The following is a 26,227-nucleotide window of genomic DNA, read 5'->3' on the forward strand; positions in this document are numbered from 1 at the left end:
CTGTTTTGGGGCTGCTTCGCAGCCCAACGGGGGCAAGCCCCCTCGCCACAATGGATCAGCGGCGGATTCAGGACTTGTCGATCAACCGCCCCAACCCATCCAGCAATCGCTGCAACGCGCCCTGATTGGTGCGCATCACTTTCAACCCCGCCTGCGCCATCCGTTGCGCATCGCTCGGCAATTCGAACAGCCGCTGCACCGCCAGCGCCAGACCTTCGGCATCCTCCACTTCCTGCAACGCCCCGGCACTGCGCAACTGCGCGGCGATTTCGAGGAAATTGAACAGGTGTGGCCCGCTCAACACCGGTTTGGCCAGAGCCGCCGGCTCCAGCAGGTTGTGCCCGCCGTTCGGCACCAGACTGCCGCCAACAAAAGCGCTGTCGGCCAAGGCATACAGAAACAGCAACTCACCCATGGTGTCGCCCACCAGCACCGACGTTTGCGCGGTGACCGGGTCGCCAGTGGAGCGACGCACCGTGGCGAAACCCTGTTGCCGACATAGCTCGAACACCGTGTTGAAACGTTCTGGATGGCGCGGCACCAGAATCAACAATGCATCGGGATGATTGGCCAGCAACTGACGATGAGCCGCCAGCACCACTTCGTCTTCGCCTTCGTGCGTACTGGCCGCAATCCACACCGCGCGCTCCTGCGCCTGCCATTGCGCACGCAACTCGGCGGCACGCTGAAGCAGTGCCGGGTCGATGGTCAGGTCGAACTTGATCGAGCCGGTCACTTCGACGGTTTCCGGGCGCGCGCCCAAATCGCGGAAGCGCTGGGCCTCGGCTTCGGTCTGCACCGCGAACAGGCTCATCTCGGCGAGCATCGGCTGGGTCAGTTTGCCGAAGCGGCCATAACCCTTGGCGGAACGCTCGGACAGTCGCGCATTGGCCAGGGCCACGGGAATCCCGCGCCTGGCGCACTGATGGATATGGTTCGGCCAGAGCTCGGTTTCCATGATCACCGCCAGTTTCGGCTGCACCCGATCAAGGAATCGCTTCGCTGCGCAAGGCAAGTCATAAGGCAAATAGCAGTGCTGGATGCGCGGTTCATTGGCGAACAGCGCGTGGATACGCTCCGAACCGGTCGGGGTCATGCAGGTCACGGTAATGGGCAACTGTGGATAACGTTGCAGCAAGGCGCGAATCATCGGCGCCGCGGCAATGCTTTCGCCCACCGACACCGCGTGCACCCAGATGCCGCCCGTTTTCATCGTCGGTAACCCGAGGGAGAAACGTTCGCCAATGCGCTTGGCGTACGCCGGCGCCTTACGCGCCCGCAGCCACAGCCGAATCGCTACCAGTGGCAGCCCCAAGTAAAACAGCGCGGTGTAGAGAGTTCTATTCATGGCGGCGGAGTTTATCGGCTTTTTTCACCGATCGTCTGCAAGTGCACGGCAAAACGTTCCGCCAACCAACGAGCCGCCGGCCCAAGAGGCTCATCGCGGCGCCAGACCAGCTCCACCACCAGCGCCGGCGGGGTCCATTCGCTGACCAGTTCGACCATCAGATCCTGATACGCCGGGTACTGCACCACGTGGCGCGGCAGCCAGGCCCAACCGAGTCCGCGTACCAGCCATTCAGCCATCACGTAGAAACTGTCGGCCCGCCAGACTTGCGGGCTGGCCGGCTCGCTGCCGGGATAGACACTCGACTGTGTGGACATCAGCAACTGTCGATGCTGCGCCAGTTGCTGGCAATCGACCTGGGTCTGTTGCGCCAGTGGGTGGGCGACGCCGCACACCGTGACCATTTCAACGCTGCCCAACACCCGGCGCTCGAGCGCTTCGGGAATCTGGTCGTGATAAAACAGCAACCCCAAATCGGCCCGACGCTCCACCAGTTTGCGCGCGACATCGCCCTGGGCGGCGCTGGTCAGCTGCACTTCAAGGCTGGGAAATTGTTCAGCCAGGGCTTCGAAGCTTTCGATGATCGGCTGATAAGGCATCGCCTCATCCTGGGCCACACGCAAACGCGCCTCCTGGCCGCGCATCATCGCCAGCGCCCGACCGTTAAGGCGTTCGCATTGGCGCAGCACTTCCCGCGCCTCATCCAGCAATGCGTTACCGGCCTCGGTGAGTTTCGGCTGGCGGCCGCTGCTACGGTCGAACAGGCTGACGCCCAGGTCCTCTTCCAGCAGCGCAATCGAACTGCTGACCGCCGACTGCGCCTTGCGCTGATCCCGCGCTACCGCAGAAAACGAACGCTGCTCCGCTACGCTGACAAACAGCCGCAGCTGCTCCAGATTCCATTGCGTGTTCATGGCTCAACCCATCTTCAGAACAGATAGGTAATGACTTTACCGCATCTGGAGAATCTCTAAAATGCCGACCTCAGAAAGCAACACTTCACACGAGGATGCACCTATGACCGCTTACTACTACCTGGCCATTGCCATCTGCGCCGAAGTGATCGCCACCGTTTCGATGAAAGCGGTCAAAGGCTTCAGCACCCCGCTGCCGCTGATTCTGGTTATCGTCGGTTATGGCATCGCCTTCTGGATGCTCACGCTGGTGGTGCGCAGCGTTCCGGTAGGCGTGGCTTATGCGGTATGGGCCGGCATGGGGATCGTGATGGTCAGTGTCGCGGCGCTGTTTATCTACGGCCAGAAACTGGATGTGCCGGCCATGCTGGGGATGGCGTTGATCGTATTGGGCGTTGTCGTCATCCAGCTCTTCTCCAAAACTGCCGGGCACTAACTGACACCAGCAATCCCTTGTGGCGAGGGAGCTTGCTCCCGCTCGGCTGCGAAGCAGACGCAGATGGATTGATGCGATCTGCCTGAACAAACGCGGCGTCCGGTTGGGGGCCGCTTCGCGACCCAGCGGGAGCAAGCTCCCTCGCCACAGGTTTTGCATCCTGGCTGTTGATCACCAACAAATCCCCTCTTCGTCGAGTCTGTATACTGCGCCCTCGTCTTGAACACTGAGGTCGCTGCATGCCATCCGTTATTTCCACCGACGTTCTGATTGTCGGCGCTGGTGTCGCCGGCCTCTGGCTGAATGCGCGCCTGCGTCGCCAGGGTTTTTCGACCGTGCTGGTGGAAAGCGCCAGCCTCGGTGGCGGGCAAAGCGTGAAATCCCAAGGCATCATCCATGGCGGCGCCAAGTACGCCTTGCATGGCGCCCTGACCGGCGCCTCGGAAGCCATCGCCGACATGCCTCGGCGCTGGCGCGAAGCCCTGGCCGGTGACGGCGAACTGGACCTGAGCGGCGTGCGCCTGCTGTCCGAAGCCCATTACCTCTGGTCCCCCGGCACGATCGCCGGCAATCTCACCAGTTTCTTCGCCAGCAAAGCGGTGCGCGGCCGCGTCGATCAAGTCAAGGGCGAGCAACTGCCGCCCGCCCTGCAAGACAAGCGTTTCAAGGGCAAGGTCTATCGTCTGGCGGAATTGGTGATCGACGTGCCTAGCCTGATCCGGCGCCTGGCCGATCTGGCGGGTGATGGCCTGCTCGCCGGCCAGCACATCGAACCGTTGCTGGAGGGTGGAAAACTGGTCGGCCTGAAGGTCGACGAGCGCGAGATTCGCGCCCAGCGCATCGTCTTGAGCGCCGGTGCCGGGACGGCAGCGCTGCTCGAAGCCCTGGGCTTGAGCCAGCCCGCCATGCAGCGCCGGCCGTTGCACATGATCATCGCCAAAGGTCCGGGCCTCAAACCACTGTATGCCCACTGCCTGGGCGGCGGCACCAAGCCGCGCATTACCGTGACCACCCATCCTGCCGCCGATGGTCAATGGGTCTGGTATCTGGGCGGTGACATCGCTGAAGCCGAAGGGGTCGCCCGCGAACCCGCCGAGCAAATTGCCACCGCGCAAAAAGAACTCGGCCAGTTGCTGCCATGGATTGACCTGAGCACAGCGCAATGGGCCACCCTTCGGGTGGATCGCGCCGAGCCACTGCAATCGGGACTGACCCGTCCCGACAATGCATTCCTTGCCGAAGAAGGCCGCTTGCTGGTCGGCTGGCCGACTAAACTGGCGCTGGCTCCTGACTTTGCTGATCGCGTCATCGCGTCCTTGCAGCGCGACGGCATCCAGCCAAGTCATCCGGCGCCACTGCCCGAGCTGCCAAAACCGCCGATGGGCGTCCCTGCCTGGGAGCAACTGCTGCCATGAGCCAACCGACCTTGCACGACCTGCATCGCCCGCTGGGCAGCACCGGCCTGCTGGTTTCACCCCTGGGCGTGGGCACGGTAAAACTCGGCCGCGACCAAGGCGTGAAATACCCCAACGGTTTTCAGATTCCCGATGATGACGAAGCGCGCATGCTGCTCAAACTGGCGCGCGACCTGGGCATCAACCTGATCGACACTGCTCCGGCCTATGGCCGCAGCGAAGAACGCCTCGGTCCATTGCTGCGGGGTCAGCGCCAGGATTGGGTGATTGTCAGCAAGGTCGGCGAAGAGTTTGCCGATGGCCAGTCCCATCACGACTTCAGCGCCGCCCACACCCGGATGTCGGTGGAACGTAGCCTGCAACGCCTGGAAACGGACTTCATCGACCTGGTGCTGGTGCACTCCGACGGCAACGACCTGGCGATCCTCAACGACAGTGAAGTCTATGCGACCCTCGCCGAGCTGAAGAGCGAAGGCAAGATTCGCGGCTTCGGTTTTTCTGGCAAAACCGTCGAAGGCGGTTTGAAGGCTCTGGAACAAGGTGATTGCGCGATGGTCACCTACAATCTGAACGAACAGAACGAGAAGCCGGTCATTGACTATGCTGCTGCTCACGGCAAAGCCATTCTCGTCAAAAAAGCCCTCGCCAGCGGTCATGTTTGCCTGAGCCCGGGGGTGGACCCGGTTCGCGCCAGCTTCGAGCTGTTGTTTGAACACCCGGGTGTTGCCAGTGCTATTGTCGGGACCATCAATCCGCTGCACCTCGCCCATAACGTCGCGACCGTTGCCCAGGTCCTACGTAGAAACTGATGCCGCCCACGCGGCCTTAAGCAGGAGCCGACATGCCGCGTACGCTCATAAGAAAGAACCCGAGCAACTTCAAGACCCTGCCGTTATTCGTCGAAGCGACTCCCGAAGGCCTGAGTTATCAAAGCGTCGGGATGCCGCTCAATTTCTCCCAGACGCTGCAACGTCGCCGCCCGGTGACGGTGGCTGACACGCAGCGGTTTTCGCTTGAGCTGGCCAACCTCGGGGTTTCGGTGCGCCTGACCCTGCATTGGCAGAACCGCGATTACTGGGTGTTGGTGCGTCAGCGTCGGCAAGACCGCGGCGATGTGGTGCTCAAGCTGATCTCCGGTTACGTGCCCGCCCATGAGCTGAACCTGCCACTGCACACCGCGATTCAGGAAATTGCCGAAGAGTGCCTGCTGGAAACCCCGGAAGGCTGGCTCGGCGGGCGTTTCAACGACACGTGGCTGCCGGCGCCCTACTCGTCCGCGCTGCATTACCGTGAAGCCCTGCCGTTTCGCCTGACGCCGTTGTCCGGTTCGGCGCGGCCGGTGCGTTGCGCCAAGATGCAGTTGATCGAACGCCCGCGGGCTTATGTACATTTGCCGACGGCCTCGCTGCAATTGATTTATGACTTGCGCCTGGACGTGCCCAAGGAGGCCAAATCCCTGAGCCTGTTCCATGTCGACGAACGACTCGAAGGCGATCAACTGGTGGCCCGGCTCGATCGCAAACGTCCCGACTTGTATTTGATGCCGCTGCAGGACGGCCAACCGATGGCCGAGCTCTACACCTTGAAAAAGGATCAGCTGTACCCGGCGAGTACTCGCGGGTTGTACCTGGCAGAGAGTTTTGCCCAGCAGGAAGGCTGGCTGGTGAGGGATGAGCGGATTCGCTGGAAGGATTGGGTGCGGCAACAGGGCTTGAGCCCGCCGGGGAAAGATTCAGGTTTGGCGCGGTTGCGTGGGAAGGCCAAGCTATTACTGAAAAAAATGGTGCCGCGTAAAAAAGTCAGCTCCTGATTGATCGTTCCCACGCTCTGCGTGGGAATGCCTCAATGGACGCTCTGCGTCCGCTTTGGGACGCGAAGCGTCCCGGGCTGCATTCCCACGCAGAGCGTGGGAACGATCAGTGTTACTCAGACTTGCGGATCTTCTCGACAATCGCGGTAGTCGAGCTGTTTTCCACCAGCCCCAGCACTTTCACCGTTCCGCCATAAGCGGTCACGATGTCCGCGCCGACAACCTGCTCGATCCCGTAGTCCCCGCCCTTGACCAGCACATCCGGCTTGACCTCGCGCAGCAGGTTTTCCGGGGTGCCTTCAGCGAAGCTGATCACCCAATCCACGGCGCCAAGCCCTGCCAGTACGGCCATGCGACGGTCGACGCTGTTGATCGGACGGCCCGGGCCTTTCAGTCGGCTGACCGACGCATCGTCGTTGACCGCCACGATCAGGCGATCGCCCTGGGCCCGCGCCTGCTCGAGGTAAGTCACATGGCCGGCGTGCAAAATGTCGAAGCAGCCGTTGGTGAAGACGATCTTCTCTTTATGCGCACGCGCATCATCGACGGCCAGTAACAGTTGCTCCAGGCCAAGCACACCACGCTCCGAACCTTCTTCACGCTGGATGGCGCGACGCAGTTCCGGCGCGCTGATGGCTGCCGTACCGAGTTTGCCGACCACGATGCCCGCCGCCAGGTTGGCCAGGGCCACCGCGTGGGGCAGTTCTTCGCCTGCGGCAATGGCGGCGGCGAGGGTGGAAATCACCGTGTCGCCGGCACCGGTCACATCGAACACTTCACGGGCACGGGCCGGCAGGTGCAGCGCCGGATGATCCGGGCGCAACAGGGTCATGCCGTGTTCGCCGCGGGTCACCAGCAAGGCGCCGAGATCAAGGTCGTGCATCAACTGCGCACCCTTGCTCACCAGCTCGTGCTCATCGGCGCATCCACCGACGATGGTTTCGAATTCGCTGAGGTTCGGGGTGATCAGGCTTGCACCCCGGTAGATCGAGAAATCCTTGCCCTTGGGGTCGGCCAGCACCGGAATGCCACGGGCACGGGCGGCCTGGATCAGCACCTGATGGTTTTTCAGCGCGCCTTTGCCGTAATCGGACAGCACCAGCACTTTGATGCCTTCGAGCAATTCGTCGACTTGCTCGCCCAACGCCAATGCGTCGGTGGCGAAAGGTTCTTCGAAGTCGATACGCAGCAATTGCTGGTGACGGCTCATGACCCGCAGCTTGACGATGGTCGGCTGGTGCGCAATGCGCTGGAACACCGCTCGCACGCCAGCACCCTTGAGGCTGTTGGCCAGGCTGTCGGCGGCTTCATCGTCGCCGGTCACGCCGAGCAGCGAGGCCGGGGCGCCGAGGGCGGCAATGTTCAACGCAACGTTGGCGGCACCGCCCGGGCGGTCCTCGATTTGCTCGACCTTGACTACCGGTACCGGCGCCTCAGGGGAAATCCGTGAGGTACCACCATGCCAGTAACGGTCGAGCATGACATCGCCGACCACCAAGACAGGGGCTTGATCGAATCGCGGCATGGACAACTTCATGGAGCAACCCACATACAAAATGAACAGGGGCGCGATATTAACACAGGGTTGGCGTGGGCTTGTGTGACGGCTGCAATGGGAAGGTTCGGCAGATGTTTCTGATCATTTATTGATCAGAAAATCCGACAATCGACAGGTTTGGTCAAGGAGGGTAAAGGTTTGGGTACCAATCACCGGGCGCATTGCACGCCGGGTGGACAAAGGGGTGAGCCAGGCTCACCCCTTTTTTCGGGTCAGGCGATGTCGCCAACCGGGGCATCGAGGCCCATCGCATGCAGGCGCGAGTAGTAGCCGTTTTGCGCGAGCAGTTGAGCGTGAGTGCCGCGCTCGACGATTTCACCATGATCCATGACCAGGATCAGGTCGGCTTTCTCGATGGTCGACAACCGGTGAGCGATCACCAGCGTGGTGCGACCTTTCATGACCTGATCCAGTGCCGCCTGAATGTGTCGCTCGGACTCGGTATCAAGCGCCGACGTTGCCTCGTCGAGAATCAGCAACGGTGCGTTCTTCAACAAGGCCCGGGCAATCGCCAGGCGCTGACGCTGGCCACCGGACAACAACACGCCGTTTTCGCCGACCTGGGTGTCCAGGCCTTGCGGCATTTCCGAGATGAAGTCCATCGCGTAAGCATCCGTGGCGGCCTTTTCAATGTCGGCACGTGGGGCGCCGGCCAGGTCACCGTAAGCGATGTTGTTGGCGATGGTGTCGTTGAACAGGGTCACATGCTGCGTCACCTGTGCCACGTGTCGACGCAGATTACGCAGGCGATAGTCTTCGATTTCCACGTCATCGAGCATGATTTCGCCGGTTTCGTGGTGATAAAAACGCGGGATCAGGCTGGCCAGGGTCGACTTGCCGCTACCCGAACGACCGACCAGGGCGACCATTTGCCCCGGTGCCGCCGTGAAGCTGATGTTCTTCAGCACTTCACGCTCGGTCCCTGGATAGGTGAAGCTCAGGTTGCGCACTTCCAGGTGGCCGCTGACGCGATCACGCTCGACAGTACCCAGGTCAACCTCTGGCTCGACGTCCAGTTGCTCGAAAATGCTCTCGGCGCCGGCAACGCCTTTCTGGATGGTCGAGCTGACTTCCGACAGTTGCCGAATCGGCTTGGGCAACAGGCCCGCTGCGGTGATGTAGGCCACCAAATCACCGGCGGTGGCATCGCCGCGCAGGAACAGCACCAGGAACATCAGCACCGCCATGGCGGTGTAGATCACCAATTGCAGCATGGGCGTGTAGACCGCACCGGTCTTGGTCATGCGCAATTGCTTGTCGGTGTTGCCCTGGCTGGCTTCGGCGAAACGACGCTCTTCATAGCTTTCGCCACCGAAGCTGCGCACCACGCGATAGCCCTGGATGGTTTCGGAGGCGACGTGAGTCACATCGCCCATCGCCACCTGGATTTTCTTGCTCTGCTTGCGGAATTTTTTGCTGGTGCTGCTCACCATCACTGCGATGATCGGCAGGATTGCCAGCATTACCAACGTCAGCTTCCAGTTCATCCACAGCAGGTAAGCAAACAGGAACACCACGGTCAGGCCTTCACGAATGACCACTTTGATGGCGTCCGTGGCAGCACCGGTGACCATGGTCACGTTAAAGGTGATGCGGGAAATCAGGTGCCCGGAGTTATGGGTGTCGAAATAACGGTTGGGCAATACCAGCAACTTGTTGAACAGCTCGACCCGCAAGTCGTGGACCAGCCCCAGCGATACTTTGGCCAGGTAGTAATTGCCCAGGAAAGAGCCCAGTCCTTGCCAGGCGGCGATCAGGATGATCAGCAGCGGCACGGCCATCAGCAACTGCAGATCTTGCAGATAGGGAACAGTCGGGAAGAGCACCGCTTCGGGGTTGCTCAGGCCATCGACGAAATATTTGAGAATCCCTGCGAGCATGGGCTGCGTCGAGGCAAAAATCACAAAGCCGACGATACTGATGGCAAACATGCCCCAGTACGGGCGCACATACGACAGCAGGCGCAGGTAAATCTTCAAGCTCGACGGCGCAGGCGAATCAGGGCTGGTCATGAGAACCCGTTGTATGAGAAAAGAGCCCGCGAGTGTAACACAGGCCATTTTAGTCGCTGAGCTGCGGTAACATGGCCGGCTATCCATGCCTCACGGCGCCCAACCCGGAGTATTGATGCAAGCGCTTGATCACACCCGATATCTCGCCCTGCGCGAGGGAGCACAAGTCCTTGAAGCGGATGGTTCGGGGGACAAGGTTCTGCGGTTGACGGACGGTTCAATACTCAAACTGTTTCGCCGCAAACGCCTGCTGACGTCGGCCGCGTGGTACCCGTACGCCAAACGCTTTGCCGACAACTGCGATGCGTTGCGTGAACGGCACATTCCCTGCCCCACGATTCGTCAGGTTTACCGTATTGCGAGTATCGAGCGCGATGCCGTGCACTACGATCCGCTGCCGGGCCAGACCCTGCGTCAGCTGCTGGACATCCAGGGCGATGCCGATCCGTTGCGCGGCCAATTGGGGGTCTTCATGGCCACCTTGCATGAGCGGGGGATTTACTTTCGCTCGGCGCACCTGGGCAACATCGTACTCACACCCGAACATCAGCTGGGTCTGATCGACATCGCCGACCTGCGGGTGTATCGCCGTCCGCTGCGCAAGACGCTGCGACTGCGCAACTTCAAGCATATGGTGCGTTACCCGCAAGATCGCCAATGGCTACTCGACAGTCGCGGCGAAGTCTTCATGCAGCATTATGGCCAGACCCAGAGCATCTGCTCCAAGGAGGAGCTGAGCGTCGCCCTGCAAAAATGATCTGATTGCCTTCGCCTCCGGGGAGGAAGCGAAGGCCAGGCATTACACCAGCGCAGGTTGTCGCGTCTTCAGCACTCGAGAGAGGATCATCGCCGCGGGCAGCAGCACCAGTGGCCACAACTCGTCAGGGTTACCGATCAGCAAACTGCCATCGAAATTCAACATCACCAGCGCACACGCCAGGTACATTCCCCACGCGTCGCGCAGACGCCAGGCCTGCCAAAGGCTTGCGACCATCAGCGCGACGAACAACGCCAGCGCGACCCCGCCGCTGTAAAGCCCCAGCGCTACGAAAATGTTGTGTGGATGCTGAATCGGCATAGAGCCATCGAGCACCTGGGCGGTATGAAAGTTGATGCCGCAGCCCAGCGTCCAGCCACAGTGGCGCCACTCGCCAACCATGATCTGGAAGATTTCGATACGGTACGAATCGCCTCGAGTCCAGAGGGACTGGTACCAGGCTTCGTTGTGCACCATCAGGAACAACAGGCCTGAAACAACCGCGCCAATCGCCACCGCAGTGCCAACCAGCCGCGGCTTGAGATAAATGCCGTAAAGCAACCAGATGCCAAACAGGAACACAGCCCCCACGAACGCAGTACGCGTCTGCAGGACGAAGGCTACCGCGAACACCGACAAAACGATGGCCAGGCCACCCTCAATATACTTTCGCTCCTTGAGCCAGATTGGCAGCGCCAGCGCCAACGCACAAAACAGCCAGATGCTGGCGTAGATGACGTTCTCCAGGCGTGCCGGAAGTATCGCCACCCGGCTACCGACGGCGAACTCACCGGTTGCCCATCCGTAGAGCGCACTGCCGAAAATGTACAACGTCAGAATCCAGAACTGAGCGCGAATAAAAGCTGCGCTGCGGAAAAACTGCGGATCGGTGAGGGCTGCGGCCACCATCACGAACATCAGTACATAGAAGACGTGTTTGTAGAATTGCAACTGCCCGGCAATCGTCGCAGGCACCAGAAACCACAGAATGAACGCCAGCCAGCCCCATGCCATTGGCTCCTTGAACAAGCCCGCACCGCGCGCCTTGATCAGGAAGACCAGGCCCGGCAATGCCATCAGGACGTAGAACAGGTTGTTGGTCCACTTCGACGACCAGCCCACCACAAAGCTCAACAGAAACAGGCAAAGCACTGCGCCGAAATAGGTCAAGGTGTTCTTTGCTGGCTTCATGCCGCTAAATTCCATGGAGCACCCAACCTATTGCCAGACCCAAGATAAGAGCTGCAATCAGCTTCAGCCGATCGAGACGTTTACGCCGTAACTTGTTCTCCCGCTCCTTCGGAACCACTACATGCTCTCCGAAGCCGGTGTGCAATACCGCGTCGTTTTCCAGAATCAACGCATAGCGGTTTTCGCCAGCGTACAGGCGCGACAGGTCTTTCTCCCCGGAGAAACCGGAATACGGTGCATGCATCAAGTAATCCGCACGACGGCGCAGCCCTGGATTAAAGGAAAAACCTTGCCACTCGGCTTTTTGCGAGCCCAGTACGTAGAAAGGAATGCCATGGCTGACTTTGCGTTCGTTCAGGAACACATAAGGACTGTGAACCATCAGGTCATGATTGAAGCTGCGCAACCACACTTGCAGTGCCTGAGGATCTTCTTCCAGCAGGCATTGGGACTCTTCGATGAACCCTTCGCGATAGAAGTCCCAGTCGTCCTCACAGTGGAAAATCCACGATGTCTGCACTTGAGCATAAGCAGCATCGATGGATCGCAACTGCCCAAGACGTGGCTGATTGATGAAGAACTGAGTGTGCGCTCTCCAGTGTTCCGGAATACAGGCCTCTACGGCGCTGTCGCCGGAGTCCTCGGTAATGAACACCTTACGAATGGGAGCCGTGTTGAACCGGTCAAACGTCTCGAGCGTACGCTTCAACAGATCGAAGCGACCGCAACTAGTGATTACTACCGAAATGTCGCTAGTCTCGCTGAACAGCATTTATTTGCACCGCACATTGGTTGTGTAATCGCCCGGCTTCACAGCCCCAGCGACAAGCGTAATTTTTCTTTCCAGCCCAGCGGAACATGCTCGCGCAGCGGCGCACGCAGGGCGTCGACGATCGCATGTCCTACCGCCCGGAACGTGTAATGCTGCTCTACCAAAGCCTGCCCGGCCAATGAAATGGTCTCGGTCAGCTGTGGGGACTGGCGCAACACCGCCAGTTTTTCCCTGAGTTCGTCGCGGGTTCGATAGAGCACGATGTTGTGCATATCGACAAACCCCAGCGCGCGATTCTCTGCTTCCCCTTGATCGTAAGCAAACAGCACACAACCACAGGCCATGGCCTCGAAGTTCTTGATCATGTATTCGCCCATGCCGACGTCGGCACTCACGAAGTAACGGATCCGGCTCAACGTCTCGCAGTATTCCTCGCCCGACTTGGTGCGCGTGATCAGCAGGTTCTCCACTTCGGCCACGGACTCGAGCATGGCCTTGCGCCCGGCATACGCCACGCTGTTGAGGCTGCCGACGAAACCCAGCTCGATATCACGTTCACGCTGGCAGTTTTGCAACAACGCCTGATCGTAGCCCTTGGGCACGAAATGCGCGTCAAACCCTTCCTCACGCAAGCGCTGGCTGACCATGAAGCCCGAGCTGATCACCCGCACCCAGGGCAGCTTGCGGTAATGGGCGCTGAACTTGCCGGTGTACTTGCACGGGATGTAATTCTGGTACGCATCGTGTTCCAGAATAACCAGATTGGGCAGGGTCTGGATGAACCTCACCTGTCTGATTTCTTTTTTGAAGCGCAGGAAAAACACTATCCGGTCGTAGCGGGTCACATCGACATGCTTGCGGAAATATCCACGCAAGTCGTCCTGCTCCGCGCTGGTCAGATCGCGTTTGTCGCAGTCGCAGTGCTCGGCAATACCGTCGTACAGTCGATCGAGGATCGCTCGCTGCTCTTTCTGCACCAGAAACAGAACTTTCAATTGGTCTCTCTCTTTCCAGACAGCTCTTGGACCCAGAACAATTCGTGGCGTCGCACCGCTTTACGGAAGAACTCGTTTTCGCCGAAAGCCGGCCAGCGTCGGGCCGCCAGACAACGTTGGATCGCCCGGCGAAGTAGACGCTTGAGGGGCAGTCGGGGCTGAAGGTCGTGCATCATGCCCAACGACATAGCCTTGTGCCACTGTTTTTCGGCCGACAGACAAAGCGCCCAAGGACGCAACGGTTCGTGATTATTGATCTGTGGCGGCAGGGTCACACCGGTCCCGGCATCACCCATTGGCCAGCGATCGTTGTCGTGAAGATGATTGGCGTAATGCAATAAGGTGCCGGGCTGCCAGGCTGTACCGTTCAGTGCCTGCATTACCGCCTGCTGTGAGCATAGATGGTCCGGGTGCGGGTCGAAACGCGGATGTGGCAAAACGATGACCTCAGGCTGAATACGCTCGATCAACTCACTCAGGTCGGCCAGCAGATTGTTCCATGACGGTATGCCATCGACGTCACTGCCCAGGGCAAACGGATTGAACCGTCGAAAATATCGGGTATCACCCAGTTGTGCCTCACGGGACACCACGGCCTCGGTCGGCGCGCTTTGCATGGCGGGTAATTGCAGACAGAAATACCCCAACTGAATGCAGCGCTCCTGAGGTACACCGCCCCACAGCGGCACGCTGAGACTGTCCCAGGCGCGAAGCGAGCCTTTCAACCGGGACGCTTCGACGCCATCGAGCCCCATCTGCTGATAGTGCCCGGCCTCGATTTCACCGGCAGTCAGGGTCACGATCCAGCTTTGACTGGCGCTGCTGTACAGGCCAAATGCGGCCAACTCGGCATCGTCGGCATGGGGTGCGATCACCATCACCCGTTGACGGCTGTAATCCGGATGCTCGAACGCCCTGAGCACCGGCTCACCCAGCAGTCGGCAGAACCGCCCGCGCAGGCGTAGCTCACCTTGCGACAGAACCTGCGCCTGACCACTGAGGTTGAGGTAACGCAGGCCGTTCACACCCCGCTCGAACGTTTGTCGGTCCGGGTTATCTCCCCCCGACAACTCGACCACGGGATCGATGAAGCGTCCCAGCCAAGTGCTTTTTATCCGTAGCGCCAGGATCAGCGTAGCGTCGTCGACCAGCATGACCCCGTCGTCCAGGCGCAAACGTTCACCGTCAAGATGAACCTTGGGCTGTTGGGTGTACGGTGGAAAGCTGTACTGATAATCGTCATTGGGCGAATAGAACAAATGGTCGGCGAACCAGGCCTCATGAGCAATCCAGCCTAGAACCGCGAGCACCAGCGGCAGCCACCAGGCCACCAGCACACCCACGGCAATCAAAAGCACCAGCGCGATGAGCAGACCGATGCGTTTGTTGCGCCGATGGCGCTTGAGCAATTGCTGTTTGCGGTTCATGGGCTGGCTCATACGGTGAACACCGGCACAGGATTGCACCAGCGATCCTTGTATTCACGGTCGGCGCGACCGAAAGAAAAGCGCAACGGTTTGCCCAACGCCCGGGCATGCTCCCAGGCGCTTTGCGTATTGATAAAGCTCAGCACGCTGCCCGGACTGAATTCGCGGGTTTCGGGATCGACGCCGCCATTGATGTACTCGACGCTGATCCACTGCGGTGTCTCGACACGGTAGACCAATTGAATCGCGATGGGCGCATCGTTGAGAAAAATCACCGAGCCGATCAGCAAGTCACGCAGCAACTCGATGACCTCCGCCATGCGCTCGGCCCCCGTCGCCGGGAAGCCCCAGCGACGCTGGAACAGGTCGCAATAGATCGCCGCCAGTTCACTGCTGGAAAACTCCGCGACCGGCCGAACCACTCCGCCCGCTTCTTCCAGCAATCGCAATTCACGGCGCTGGTTGTAGCGAAACTTCTTCGACAGTTCTTCGGGAGTGCGGGCCATCGCCAGCTGTTCAGCTTGCAACTTGATGCCAGTGAAGCGGCCTTCATTCAGCGCTGACAGGTAGCGTCCACGATGACGCAGCGGCGCTTGTGCATCGGCAGCAGCCGGCAGGATGAACTCGGCATTACCGAGGTCGAACAGGCCTTTTTTACCGCGGCGCTTGAGCACATCCTTGGACAAGGCAAGGTCGCGGCCCCAGGTCGGGATCGCCGCTTTGACTTCACCGTTTTGCTCCCAGGCCAGGTAGCGCACAGGAATCTCGGCCAGCTGCGAAAGCCGCTCGACCACCATGGGATGAGTGGCGACACTGCCGCCATATCGTTGCCAGGCCTGGGCATATGTCGAGGCGTCGACTACCGCCCAGCCACGTTCGCGCCAGCCTTGAAATCGGTTGAGCATCAGGCCCTCGACGCCAGTTCGGTAACGTGCGGCAAACGCCAGAAGGCATCGCGTACCGCGCGGTCGGAGAAGCGTTCACGCAAGCGATCGAGCATCAGCTCGGCACACTGGTGACGCTGCTGCTCATCCATCGCGGCCAGATGTTGCAGCCCTTGAGCCAAGTGTTCGGCATCGCCCAGCGGGAACAGGATACCGACGCCCTCGACCACTTCCTTCGCCCCGCCACACGCCGTAGCGAGCAACGGCACACCGGCCGCCATCGCCTCCAGCAGCACCATGCCGAACGGTTCGTGATCGGAACTCAGTGCAAACACATCGAAGGCACGGAAATAACGTCGGGCTTCAGGCACTTGGCCGAGGAACAGCACGCGGTCGCCGATACCCAACTCGCGGGCCAGGGCCTTGAGGTCCTGCTCCAGTCGACCGGCACCGAGAATCACCAATTGACTGCTGGCCGGCAAACCCGGCAACGCCGCAGCAAAACCGTGCAGCAGCGTGGTCTGATCCTTGTCCGGGTGCAGCCGTCCGACATTGCCGACAACCCACGCATCCGGTGCCAGGCCGAGGGTTTCCCGGGCCTCGCGAACTGATACCTGACTGTCCTGCAAGGTCTGCACATCGATACGGTTATAGAGCGTCTGAATCCGCGCCGCCGGCCACTTCGTCAGGCACTGGCGCATGTCGTCGCGCACGGCATCGGAAACCCCGAGCAGGCTCAGGCGCTTGCGGAAAATATTGGCGAAGAGTTTGCGCGTGCCGCGCTTGTAATCGTCAAACGCGTGATGCACGCCAATCACTGGCAACGACGTGCCGAGCAAGGCGATATAAACAGGCTTGAAACGGTGAGCGATGCAGAAACTGAAATTGCGCGAGGCGGCGATCTTGCGCAGGTCGCTGATGGCGCCCAGCTTCAGGCCACGAATGGCCTTGGAGCTGTATTCCATGAACAGCACCTCATCGGAAGCGCAGCCCGCGGCGACTTCGGCATCGGCGGCCCCGGTCAGAAACACCGTGGTCACGCGATAACCGGTCCCCGCGAACAGGCTGGCGTACTGCCGGGCGCAGTCTAGAAACGGCCCGTCATAGCCGTGACAGAACTGCAGCACATGGCGTTCAGCCGAGCGTGTCATATGCGTCCGCGCCCTCTTTGACCACCAGGATGTCTTCCATGATCAGGTACTGCAGATCGGAACCGAAGAACATGTTCAGGGCGTCCGTCGGCGAGCAGATCATCGGTTCGCCACGACGGTTGAGCGAGGTGTTCAGCGACACGCCGTTACCGGTCAGCACTTCCAGCGCCTTCATCATGTCGTAGTAGCGCGGGTTGTATTCGCGCTTGAGCACCTGGGCCCGGGACGTACCGTCTTCGTGGACGACTTCCGGCACACGGGTCTTCCACTCTTCCGCCACTTCAAAGGTGAAGGTCATGAACGGCGCCGGGTGATCGATCTTGATCATCTGCGGTGCAACGGTGTCGAGCATCGACGGGCAGAAAGGCCTCCAGCGCTCGCGGAACTTGATCTGGTGGTTGATGCGGTCAGCCACGCCAACGGCGCTCGGGCAACCGATGATCGAACGACCGCCCAAGGCGCGCGGACCGAACTCCATGCGACCCTGGAACCAGGCCACCGGGTTGCCATCGACCATGATCTTGGCGATGTTTTCCGGCATGTTCTCAAGCTTGCGCCATACCGGCTTGCTCGGGTGACGGGCACACGCGGCGAGCACGTCTTCGTTGGTGTACGACGGGCCGAGGTAGACGTGTTCCATCTTCTCGACCGGCACACCACGGGCATGGGACACATAGGCCGCCGCGCCTACCGCGGTGCCGGCATCGCCGGACGCAGGCTGCACGAACAGTTCTTTAACGTCATCGCGGGCGATGATTTTCTGGTTCAGCTTGACGTTCAACGCACAGCCACCGGCGTAGGCCAGCTTGCCGGTTTCCTTGAGCACGTCGCCCAGGTAGTGGTCGATCATCTGCAGCGAGATTTTTTCGAACAGCGCTTGAATGCTCGCTGCGTAGTGGATGTACGGCTCGTCGGCGATATCACCTTCGCGCTTCGGGCCCAGCCACTCGATCAGCTTCGGCGAGAAGTAGTAACCTTTGCCTTTTTCCTTGTAACGACGCAGGCCGATGACGTTGGCGTAGTCGGTGTTGATCACCAGCTCGCCGTTTTCGAACGAAGCCAGGCGCGAGAAATCGTATTTGCTGGCGTCGCCGTACGGCGCCATGCCCATGACCTTGAACTCACCGTCGAGCATATCGAAACCGAGAAACTCGGTGATCGCGCCATACAGGCCGCCGAGGGAATCCGGATCAAAGAATTCCTTGATCTTGTGGATCTTGCCATTCTCGCCGTAACCGAAGAAGGTCGTGGCGTACTCACCCTTGCCGTCGATCCCCAGGATCGCGGTTTTCTCTTTGAAACCGGAGCAGTGATAAGCGCTGGAGGCGTGGGCCAGGTGGTGCTCGACCGGCTCGATCTTGATTTTCTTCGGATCGAAGCCCAGTTGCTCGAGGCACCAGACAATCTTGTTGCGATAACGCTTGTAGCGACGGTTGCCCATCAGGATCGCGTCAAGAGCCCGATCCGGGGCGTACCAGTAACGCTTGGCGTACTGCCAGCGAGCCTTGCCGAACAGGCTGATCGGCGCGAACGGAATCGCTACCACATCAACGTCGGATGGCTTGATACCGGCCTGCTCGAGGCAGAACTTCGCCGACTCGTAAGGCATGCGGTTCTTTGCATGTTTATCGCGCACAAAGCGCTCTTCCTCAGCTGCCGCGACCAGCTTGCCGTCGATGTACAGGGCTGCGGAAGGATCATGGCTAAGGGCGCCGGACAGGCCAAGAATCGTCAATGCCACAGGGGTCTAGCCTCTTTAGTCTGCATGCAGGCGCAAGGCGCCTCAAAGATTAATGTGCCCTCGCAAAGGGCGAGTGGCAGCTAAAGGGCGGGATTATAGCGTAAACATGGCGGGAATGACCCAGCGCATATTGCCCCCGTGAAGATGGCTCGGGCGATAGCAGGCGGCATTGCTCATCAGCGGCCTGCTCGCCAATAGATGCTGATATTGCCGTCAGTAGCCTGGCGGTAAATCGTATAGGGCAGGAGGACGGTATCGAAAACACCCGACAGGGTGAAATCCACCAATACGAACGGCAAGAGAATTCCCGTGGGATCAGGCGCTGCATTCAATACGCAAAAGTCGAACGCCAGACCACTGTAGATACGCGGGATGGACTGGCAGTAGGTCTTCTGCTTTCTAAGACTGCGAGCCGCGTCTTCTTCATCTTGCAGCACTGTAACAGCGGTCCCGCAGCCTGATAAAACCAGTGCAAAAGCGCTCAGCAACAGCGTTATTTTTATTGTCAAAATCTGCCCTCCGTGAACGTCAGGCAAACTAGCATTGCGGCTATTCAGGGCACAGTTCACGGGTTCTGCAGATCATGTAGGACATTTCATAAGAACCTGTCCCTTAATCTCGGGGGGCTGTTCTGGCCCCATCGCGAGCAGGCTCGCTCCTACAGGGGATCTGTGTCGCAACGGAGATCCAGTGTGGGAGCGAGCCTGCTCGCGATAGGACCGAAGGTCCGATTCAGGCAGCGCTAGAGATATCTTTGGGAAGACGCTGATCGATGACCTGATACAGCGCGCTGCTCTCAGGCCAGTTACGCATGAACCGCGCCCGATCCCGCGCATACGCCGGGGCGAAGCTGTTGAGCGAGGCATGCTGACACATCGAATCCAGATCGATCAGCGCCCAGCGATCGTGCTGCCAGAACAGGTTATGTCCCTTGAAATCGCCGTGACTGATCCGCTCGCCAATCAGCTCGGCAAACAAATGATCCAGCGCCCGCAACTCGGCTTCCGGTGCCTCACCGCTTTCAACGTAAGGCGCAAAGCGCTCGATGATGTCCGGCCCCGGCAAATACTCGGTCACCAGATAAGCCCGACTGCGCAGCCAGAGAAAACGTTTCTCCAGCAACGCCAACGGTTTGGGCGTGGCGATGCCGAGAAACGCCAGGCGATTGCCTTCGCGCCAGGAGTGCCAGGCACGGCTCGGGCGCCAGAAGCGTTTGAGCCAATGGGCAAAACCTTTGATGTTGTAGCGCTTGATCACCAGCGTGCGGCCGCCCACCTCGACCTTGCCGACGCTCGCCGCGCCGCCGGTCTTGTACAGATGACCCTGATCGAGCAACACATCGGCCTGCGCCAGCACCGGCAGCATCGCCGCTTCTTCCTCGCGACGAATCGCCCGCAAGCCGAACGCTCCGTGCTGGACACTGAACAGCGTGCAGTCGCGGCCGACCTTGATCAGGAAGTCCTTCAGGCGCCAGCTGCGCACCTTGTTGATCTGCTTCTGCAACGCTTCCATCGGCAAGGCATGCTCGCCGTTGCTCAGCAGGTAATACACCAGCAGCTCTTCGGTGAAAGGCTCCAACGTCTTGGGCAACTGGGCGAAAAACACCCCGAGGTTTTCCAGGACTTTCTGTCGCGACAGCGGCTGGCCAGGGGTTTCGGAGCAGACGCCGCCGCCATCGATCAAATACAACCGGCCGCGCTGGCGCAAAAGGTTGTCCAGGTGCAGGTCTTCCTGCCAGAGCCCCTTGCGATGCATTTGGCCGATGGCGCCCAACGCCTCGGCCAGCACAGCCCCTTGCATATCCGCCAGCACCGGCAAATGCTCGACCTGTTTCCAGGTTTCACCGAGGCTTTCGGCGCCCTCGATGAACTCGAACAGCAGCCAACCGCCCTCGCCGTCCTTCAGGCCATCCGCCAGCAACAACGGCGTGGTCAACCCCTGAGCCGCCAGCAACCGCACGCCGTCCAGTTCACGCTGGAAATGCCGCGCCGCTTTGCTGCCGACCAACAACTTGGCCAACACCGGCCGCCCGCGCCAGACGCCGGCACCGACATAACGCTGCCCCGGCAACACCCGCAACAGACTCAGCAACTGCAACTCGGCAGGGCCGGCAGCATCGGCCAGTGGAATGTTCAGCGGCAGGCGCGGGCTGCGGCCAGCATTTTTCAGCTCAGACAAACGCATCAGCGCGTCTCCTTATGGGTGCGCCGCGCGGTCAGTCGCGCAAGCCAGGCGTCGATCAACGAACTGTCTTGCGATTGATCCAGATAGGCGGCCAGCAGCTCACGCAACTGCGCTTCGCTCCACTCAGGCGCCCGACGCAGCAACGGCTCCAGGTCTTTGGCCCGATCACGCAGGCCAAACAGCAACGGCCGGGTCTTTTCCAGGTCGATCAGTTGGGCCAGGTAACCATCGCCAGTGGCCTGGAGAAAAATGTGCTTGGGGTAGAAGCAACCGTGAACCTGACGCGCGCCGTGCAGGCGCCGGGCCAATAGCCCACAGGCCTGAAGAATGGCCGAATGCTGCGCCGAACTCAGGTCCGACCAGCGCTGCAACAGCGAATCCAGATCATCCCAACCGTCCAGGGCACGGGTCAGCAGAATCGCCCGGACTTCGCCGTCGACTTTACGCTCACCGAAAAACGCCGCTTTCAATGCTGGAATACCGAGCTTTTCATAGCGACTGATATTGCGAAATTCACGGGCAAAGCTCGGCTCGCCAAAAGGCGCATGCAAGGTGCGCATCTGGTAGTTGCTCTGGCGTTTGAGGTAGTAACCGTGACCTTCCAGATTCAGCCGAAACACGCTGCTCCAGCCGCCGCGAGCGGTGTTGGGCTCGTCCACAGCGTCGAGCTGCTTGGCCCAGAGTGCGTCGAAGGTGCCGAGGCCGTGACGCTCAAGCAGCGCACGGTCTTCAGCGGCCAGAAAATCAGTCATTCGCGTCCCTCGAAAAATCTCACCACGTGCCGGATCCGTTTTTTATCGGCGGCATTCAGCCGATCACACTGGCGGTATTGCAGATAAAAGCGCAGGCGCTGGGTAGCCGACAAGTGATACTTGGCGACCTTGTCCAGACAGGCCAGGTCCTTGGTGATCCGGTATTTGAGCCAGAAGCCGCGCCAGAAATCGCCGTTCGGGCAGTCGATCAAAAACAGCCGGGGCTCATCGTCGATCAGCAGGTTGCGCCACTTCAAATCGTTATGGGTGAAGCGGTGGTCGTGCATGGTCCGGGTATAACTCGCCAGCTGCCGGCTGACGTTGTCGACCCAGGCGCGGTCCGCCAGTTTCGGATCATGCCGTTCGGCCAGGGCCGACAAGTCTTCGGTATGCGGCAGCTCACGGGTGATCATCGCCCCGCGATCGTACGACGCGCCGCGACGCTCCAGGCCCCAGGCCACCACTTCAGCGGTAGGAATGCCCCACTTGGCGAAGCGCTTGAGATTCTGCCATTCGGCCTTCACCCGGGGTTTGCCCAGATAACGGCGCAGGCCTTTTCCGGCACCCACGTAGCGTTTGACGTAATAGTTGACGCCATTGCGCTGAACGCGAATGACCTCGGACAACGGGTCGCGGGTCAAGCGCTCGCCCTGAAGCGAAAACACAGCCTCAAGGCTGCCGAAATCTTCTGCCAGATCGCTGTACTCAGGCTCCAGTGTCCAACCCGCCATCAGAGCGCATCCCCGTATCGCTGTTTACGGTCGTAGAGTTTATTGGCCTTGCCTTCGAGCCAGGCGAGCAACCCGGCCTCGTCACCCAGGATCTGGCGCAGGGGCCGCTGGAAATAGCCCTTGAGGAAACGCAGTTTGTCGCGGCGGGTCAGGCCAATGTCCAGCGCCGAAAAATACAGCGCCGCCAGGTCCTTGTTGCGCCAGCGCCGGGTAATCGTCGGGCGGGTCTGGGCGCGGTGCAGGTCGATCACCGAGAGCCTGAAATCGTCGGCCGTCACCGGTTTGTCGGTGTGCAGCAGAAAGTGGCAGATGTAGCAGTCACGATGGTTGACCCCGGCGCGGTGCATCATGCCGGTCATGCGCGCGACCTCGGCGATCAGCGCTCGCTTGAGTCTTGGCTCGGGCGGTTGCTTGACCCAGTCGATGCTGAAATCTTCAAGGCTGACAGTGGGCGCCAGCTCTTCGGTGATGATGAACGAATGCTGGTCCGCCGGGTTGCTGCCCTTCTCGCCGTAAGCCACGGCGGTCATGGTCGGCACACCGACTTCTTGCAGGCGCTGGATGGCCTTCCATTCCTGGCCGGCACCGAGCACCGGCAGCTTGGCGGTAAACAGGTTCTTGAAGATTTCGCCCCAGCCAATGCCACGGTGGATCTTCACGAAAAAACCACTGCCGTTGACTTCGGTACGCAGAGTCCGGCGCGCTTCAAGTTCGCGGTATACCTCGCCCTGGAGACCTTCGACTTCGGCGAACGGGTCGCGTCCGGCCCAGAGGCTCTTGAACGGTTCAGCCAGCATCAACTTCATTAAGCGTGCTCCGCCAGAATCACATCGGCCGCGTGCTGCGGCATGCTGTAGAGGTCGGCCGTCTCGGCGAAGGCCAGACCGTTGCGGCTCCAGGCCGCCCGTGCTTGAGCGTCGTTCAACATACCGGTCAGGTACTGGGTCAGCTGCGCCTGATCGAAAGGCTCGTCCAGCACCAGACCGGCGTCGGCCTCGGCGATGTAGTGGGCGTAACCACACACCGCGCTCACCAGCACCGGCAACCCGGCCACCAGGGCTTCGAGCAACACAGTCCCGGTGTTTTCGTTGTACGCCGGGTGAATCAACAGATCGGCGCCGAGCAGAAAACGCGGGATGTCGCTGCGACCCTTGAGGAACGTCACGTTATCGCCGAGCCCCAGTGTGGCGCTCTGCATCTGGAACAATTTGGGGTCGTCCTGGCCAATTACAAACAGCCGGGTGCGTTTCTTCAGATCGGCGGGCAATGCAGCCAGCGCCTTGAGGCTGCGATCCACGCCTTTGGTCTTGAACCCGGAGCCGATTTGCACCAGCAGCAGATCGTCCTCTTTCAGGTTGAATTCGCGACGGAATTCGGCACGGATCTCGGCGGCATTGGCCGGTGCACGACGGTCCTGAGAGATACCCGGCGGCAGCAGATGGAAGCGTTCCAGCGGCGTGTCGTAATGCTTGATGAACAGCGGCTGCTGGACTTCGGAAATCATCAGCACTTCGGTCTTGGCGTCCTTGGCGAACACCGCGCGCTCGTACTCGGCGAAGTGCCGGTAGCGGCCCCAACGGCGGTACAGCGAGTTGCGCAGGTTTTGCGCCTTGTCTTCGAAGCAGCCGTCAGCGGCGTAGTAGACATCCAGGCCGGGCATCTTGTTGAAACCGATCAGGCGGTCCACCGGACGCTTGGCCAGATCCGCTTCCATCCATTCGCTGAGTTTCTCGTTGCGACGATGATTGAAGAACGCCTTGACCGGCGCCACCAACACTTCGAAGCCCGGCGGAATATCGCCTTCCCAGATCAGCGTGTAGACCCGAATCTGATGGCCGCGCTGCTGACATTCCAGGGCGATGCGCATGAAATCGCGCTGCAAGCCCCCGAATGGAAAGTACTTGTACAAGACGAATGCCAATTGCATCAGCGCAGCTCCTCAGCCAGTAACAACGTGCTCAGTCGGGTCGCGACACGCTCGGGATTCAGACGCGTGAAGCACAGGGGCCACTCGCGCTTAAGGTCAAACTGACGGGCATCTTCGGCCGTCGGTTGATACGTACATTTCTTTTGCATACACGGCGCACAGGGGAAATCGCTGGCCATGTGGATCTGCGCTTTACCGTAGGCGCCGGTCAGGCCCGGGTTGGTCGGGCCGAACAGCGACAACGTTGGCACGTCCAGCGCAGCGGCGAGGTGACCGAGACCGGTGTCCACCGCCACGCAGGCTTGCGCGCCGGCCAGCACTTTGCCGACACCCGCCAGGTTCAGCTTGGGCAGCACTTCGACGTGCCGCATGTCTTTGGCAATGCGCTCGGCCCGGGCTTTCTCGATCGGATTACCCCACGGCAGCTTCACCGCGACACCGAGATAGCCGACACGCTCTGCCAACTCGCGCCAGTAGGCTTCAGGCCAGTGTTTGGTGTCCCACGTGGTGCCGTGCAGGAACACCACGTAAGGATTCTTGCGCGGCAGCTCCACCAGTCGCTCGATGTTCAGGCCGTAATCGCCCAGGCCTTTGGGCAGGTCGTAACCCAGGGCCACGGCGAACAGCTGACGCACTCGCTCTACCGCGTGTTGCCCACGGGCCACGGCCAGACGCCGGGAATAGAAGCGTGCGGCAATCGGCTCGCGGGCCGAGTTTTTATCCAGCCCGGCCGCCGGGGCTTTGGCGTATCGGGTCAGCAAGGCACTTTTGAGCAGGCCCTGGGCATCGATCACCAAATCATATTTGTTGGCGCGAACGCTTTGCTTGAAGCGCTTCCACTCGCCACTCTTGATGGTCTGCCAGATGTTTTTGCGCCAGCGACGGATCGCCACCGGAATCACCTTGTCCACGGCCGGGTGCCAGGTCGGGATTTCGGCGAAGCCTTCTTCCACCACCCAGTCGAACTGGATGCCGGGGATCGCCCGTGCCGCGTCGGTCAGCGCCGGCAACGCGTGAATCACGTCGCCCAGCGAAGAAGTCTTGATCAGCAGTACCCGCAAACTATTTGACCTCGACCACAGTGCCCTGCAAACGCTGCAAGGCTTCGTTCACCGCTTGCGGCATGAGCTGGCGCAGGCAGTTGTAATGACCGAAACGACACGTGCGATCGAAGCAGGGGCTGCATTCGATGCCCAGGCGCACGATCTCGACGTGCTCAGCCAATGGCGGCGTGAAACCCGGCGATGTCGAGCCGTAAATCGCCACCAACGGGCGATTCAACGCAGCGGCGACGTGCATCAGGCCGGAGTCGTTGGACACCACCGCGTCGGCGCAGGACATCAGGTCGATGGCTTCGGCCAGGGAAGTGCCACCGCTGAGGTTCACCGACTCTTCACGCAAACCGGGAATCAGCCGAGAACGGATGTCTTCGCCGACGGCGTGATCGTTTTTCGAACCGAACAGCCAGACTTGCCAGCCTTCGCGGATCTTCGCTTCGGCAACCTTGGCATAGTGCTCGGACGGCCAGCGCTTGGCCTCGCCAAACTCGGCACCGGGGCACAGCACCAACACCGGGCGATCGAGAGCCAGGCCGAACTTGGCCAATGCCGCTTTGCGAGTGACCGGATCAATCTGCAGGCTCGGCCGTGGATACGGGGTCGGCAGCTCGGCACCCGGCTCGTAAGCCAGGGCCATGAAGCGTTCGATCATCAGCGGGTAACGTTCTTTGTCCAGCGTGCGCACGTCATTGAGCAGGCCGTAGCGGAATTCGCCACGCCAGCCGGTGCGTTTCGGGATGCCGGCGAAGAACGGCACCAATGCCGACTTCAGGGAATTGGGCAGCAGGATCGCCTGGTCGTACTGGCCGGCCAGGGATTTGCCGATGCGCCGACGCGTCGCCAGCTCCAAAGCACCGTGACCGAGCGGAAAGCTCAAGGCCTGGCGTACTTCGGGCATGCGCTCAAGAATCGGCCGGCTCCACTCGGGGGCCAGCACGTCGATTTCGCATTGCGGGTGGCGCTGCTTGAGACACTGAAACAGTGTCTGCGCCATCACCATGTCACCGACCCAACTGGGCCCAACGATCAGAATTTTCATGTGGTTTCCATAAACGAACCGGGGAGGCATACGCCTCCCCGCCTCGAGAATCACTGCGGGAGCGAGGCTGCTTGCGATGGGTCATCACCTTCAACATTATTGTCGACTGTCATTCCGCTATCGCG

24 protein-coding genes are annotated in these 26,227 nt (G+C 60.4%); 5 read left to right on the plus strand and 19 right to left on the minus strand.

The window, feature by feature from the left end:
• Positions 1-67 precede the first annotated feature (67 nt).
• Positions 68-1,348, minus strand: coding sequence for a lipid IV(A) 3-deoxy-D-manno-octulosonic acid transferase (gene waaA / locus PFAS1_RS08715; protein WP_076028878.1), 1,281 nt, complete (start codon positions 1,346-1,348; stop codon positions 68-70).
• A gap of 11 nt (positions 1,349-1,359) precedes the next feature.
• Positions 1,360-2,262, minus strand: a complete 903-nt coding sequence (locus PFAS1_RS08720; RefSeq protein ID WP_076028879.1) for a LysR family transcriptional regulator — start codon at positions 2,260-2,262, stop codon at positions 1,360-1,362.
• Positions 2,263-2,365: 103 nt separating this feature from the next.
• Between PFAS1_RS08720 and PFAS1_RS08725 the strand changes: the two genes are divergently transcribed.
• The 4 genes from PFAS1_RS08725 to PFAS1_RS08740 all read left to right on the plus strand — a co-directional run bounded on the left by PFAS1_RS08725 (position 2,366) and on the right by PFAS1_RS08740 (position 5,923).
• The gene (locus PFAS1_RS08725) at positions 2,366-2,698 is read left to right on the plus strand and encodes a DMT family transporter (protein ID WP_008027887.1); all 333 of its coding nucleotides are present in this window, start codon (positions 2,366-2,368) and stop codon (positions 2,696-2,698) included.
• A gap of 239 nt (positions 2,699-2,937) precedes the next feature.
• Positions 2,938-4,113 carry an NAD(P)/FAD-dependent oxidoreductase gene (locus PFAS1_RS08730; protein ID WP_076028880.1) on the plus strand — a complete coding sequence of 392 codons (1,176 nt, stop codon included), beginning with the start codon at positions 2,938-2,940 and terminating at the stop codon, positions 4,111-4,113.
• Positions 4,110-4,922, plus strand: coding sequence for an aldo/keto reductase (locus PFAS1_RS08735; RefSeq protein ID WP_076028881.1), 813 nt, complete (start codon positions 4,110-4,112; stop codon positions 4,920-4,922). The genes PFAS1_RS08730 and PFAS1_RS08735 overlap by 4 nt, the downstream gene beginning before the upstream one ends.
• Positions 4,923-4,954: 32 nt before the next feature.
• Positions 4,955-5,923, plus strand: a complete 969-nt coding sequence (locus tag PFAS1_RS08740; RefSeq protein WP_076028882.1) for a metal ABC transporter ATPase — start codon at positions 4,955-4,957, stop codon at positions 5,921-5,923.
• A gap of 112 nt (positions 5,924-6,035) precedes the next feature.
• On the opposite strand, the gene hldE is transcribed toward PFAS1_RS08740, so the two are convergent.
• Together hldE and msbA are read right to left on the minus strand one after the other, a co-directional pair.
• Positions 6,036-7,460 carry a bifunctional D-glycero-beta-D-manno-heptose-7-phosphate kinase/D-glycero-beta-D-manno-heptose 1-phosphate adenylyltransferase HldE gene (gene hldE, locus PFAS1_RS08745; RefSeq protein WP_074873111.1) on the minus strand — a complete coding sequence of 475 codons (1,425 nt, stop codon included), beginning with the start codon at positions 7,458-7,460 and terminating at the stop codon, positions 6,036-6,038.
• Positions 7,461-7,693: 233 nt separating this feature from the next.
• Positions 7,694-9,493, minus strand: coding sequence for a lipid A export permease/ATP-binding protein MsbA (gene msbA, locus PFAS1_RS08750; protein ID WP_076028883.1), 1,800 nt, complete (start codon positions 9,491-9,493; stop codon positions 7,694-7,696).
• A 115-nt stretch (positions 9,494-9,608) separates the two neighbouring features.
• Between msbA and PFAS1_RS08755 the strand changes: the two genes are divergently transcribed.
• On the plus strand, positions 9,609-10,250 hold the full coding sequence (locus PFAS1_RS08755) for a BUD32 family EKC/KEOPS complex subunit (RefSeq protein ID WP_074873105.1): 642 nt from the start codon (positions 9,609-9,611) through the stop codon (positions 10,248-10,250).
• Positions 10,251-10,292: 42 nt separating this feature from the next.
• Here the strand turns inward: PFAS1_RS08755 and PFAS1_RS08760 are convergent, their stop codons facing one another.
• From PFAS1_RS08760 to waaF, 15 genes are all read right to left on the minus strand, one after another.
• Positions 10,293-11,441 (minus strand): O-antigen ligase family protein, encoded by a 1,149-nt coding sequence (locus PFAS1_RS08760; RefSeq protein ID WP_083671730.1) that lies wholly within the window; start codon positions 11,439-11,441, stop codon positions 10,293-10,295.
• A 4-nt stretch (positions 11,442-11,445) separates the two neighbouring features.
• Complete coding sequence (locus PFAS1_RS08765) at positions 11,446-12,213, minus strand: glycosyltransferase family A protein (protein ID WP_074873099.1); 768 nt, start codon at positions 12,211-12,213, stop codon at positions 11,446-11,448.
• Positions 12,214-12,251: 38 nt separating this feature from the next.
• The gene (locus PFAS1_RS08770) at positions 12,252-13,208 is read right to left on the minus strand and encodes a glycosyltransferase family protein (protein WP_076028885.1); all 957 of its coding nucleotides are present in this window, start codon (positions 13,206-13,208) and stop codon (positions 12,252-12,254) included.
• Positions 13,205-14,635, minus strand: coding sequence for a PIG-L deacetylase family protein (locus tag PFAS1_RS08775; RefSeq protein WP_076028886.1), 1,431 nt, complete (start codon positions 14,633-14,635; stop codon positions 13,205-13,207). Before PFAS1_RS08775 ends, PFAS1_RS08770 begins: the two co-directional genes overlap by 4 nt.
• Before the next feature lie 8 nt (positions 14,636-14,643).
• Positions 14,644-15,540 carry an antimicrobial resistance protein Mig-14 gene (locus PFAS1_RS08780; RefSeq protein ID WP_076028887.1) on the minus strand — a complete coding sequence of 299 codons (897 nt, stop codon included), beginning with the start codon at positions 15,538-15,540 and terminating at the stop codon, positions 14,644-14,646.
• Complete coding sequence (locus tag PFAS1_RS08785) at positions 15,540-16,670, minus strand: glycosyltransferase (protein ID WP_074873088.1); 1,131 nt, start codon at positions 16,668-16,670, stop codon at positions 15,540-15,542. The genes PFAS1_RS08780 and PFAS1_RS08785 overlap by 1 nt, the downstream gene beginning before the upstream one ends.
• Positions 16,654-18,411 carry a carbamoyltransferase family protein gene (locus PFAS1_RS08790; protein WP_074873084.1) on the minus strand — a complete coding sequence of 586 codons (1,758 nt, stop codon included), beginning with the start codon at positions 18,409-18,411 and terminating at the stop codon, positions 16,654-16,656. Before PFAS1_RS08790 ends, PFAS1_RS08785 begins: the two co-directional genes overlap by 17 nt.
• A 176-nt stretch (positions 18,412-18,587) precedes the next feature.
• The gene (locus PFAS1_RS08795; protein WP_076028888.1) at positions 18,588-18,920 is read right to left on the minus strand and encodes a YceK/YidQ family lipoprotein; all 333 of its coding nucleotides are present in this window, start codon (positions 18,918-18,920) and stop codon (positions 18,588-18,590) included.
• A gap of 223 nt (positions 18,921-19,143) precedes the next feature.
• Positions 19,144-20,595: a lipopolysaccharide kinase InaA family protein gene (locus tag PFAS1_RS08800; RefSeq protein ID WP_076028889.1), complete on the minus strand. Its 1,452-nt coding sequence runs from the start codon at positions 20,593-20,595 to the stop codon at positions 19,144-19,146.
• On the minus strand, positions 20,595-21,347 hold the full coding sequence (locus tag PFAS1_RS08805) for a lipopolysaccharide kinase InaA family protein (RefSeq protein ID WP_076028890.1): 753 nt from the start codon (positions 21,345-21,347) through the stop codon (positions 20,595-20,597). Before PFAS1_RS08805 ends, PFAS1_RS08800 begins: the two co-directional genes overlap by 1 nt.
• On the minus strand, positions 21,344-22,078 hold the full coding sequence (locus PFAS1_RS08810; protein ID WP_076028891.1) for a lipopolysaccharide kinase InaA family protein: 735 nt from the start codon (positions 22,076-22,078) through the stop codon (positions 21,344-21,346). Before PFAS1_RS08810 ends, PFAS1_RS08805 begins: the two co-directional genes overlap by 4 nt.
• On the minus strand, positions 22,078-22,884 hold the full coding sequence (gene rfaP, locus PFAS1_RS08815; RefSeq protein ID WP_076028892.1) for a lipopolysaccharide core heptose(I) kinase RfaP: 807 nt from the start codon (positions 22,882-22,884) through the stop codon (positions 22,078-22,080). The genes PFAS1_RS08810 and rfaP overlap by 1 nt, the downstream gene beginning before the upstream one ends.
• Positions 22,884-24,005: a glycosyltransferase family 4 protein gene (locus PFAS1_RS08820; protein ID WP_076028893.1), complete on the minus strand. Its 1,122-nt coding sequence runs from the start codon at positions 24,003-24,005 to the stop codon at positions 22,884-22,886. Before PFAS1_RS08820 ends, rfaP begins: the two co-directional genes overlap by 1 nt.
• On the minus strand, positions 24,005-25,066 hold the full coding sequence (gene rfaC, locus PFAS1_RS08825; protein ID WP_076028894.1) for a lipopolysaccharide heptosyltransferase RfaC: 1,062 nt from the start codon (positions 25,064-25,066) through the stop codon (positions 24,005-24,007). The genes PFAS1_RS08820 and rfaC overlap by 1 nt, the downstream gene beginning before the upstream one ends.
• Before the next feature lies 1 nt (position 25,067).
• Entirely contained in the window at positions 25,068-26,102 is a 1,035-nt protein-coding gene (gene waaF / locus PFAS1_RS08830) for a lipopolysaccharide heptosyltransferase II (protein ID WP_076028895.1), read from the minus strand.
• Between the last annotated feature and the right edge of the window lie 125 nt (positions 26,103-26,227).

It is taken from the genome of Pseudomonas frederiksbergensis (assembly GCF_001952935.1).
GTDB lineage: Bacteria > Pseudomonadota > Gammaproteobacteria > Pseudomonadales > Pseudomonadaceae > Aquipseudomonas > Aquipseudomonas frederiksbergensis.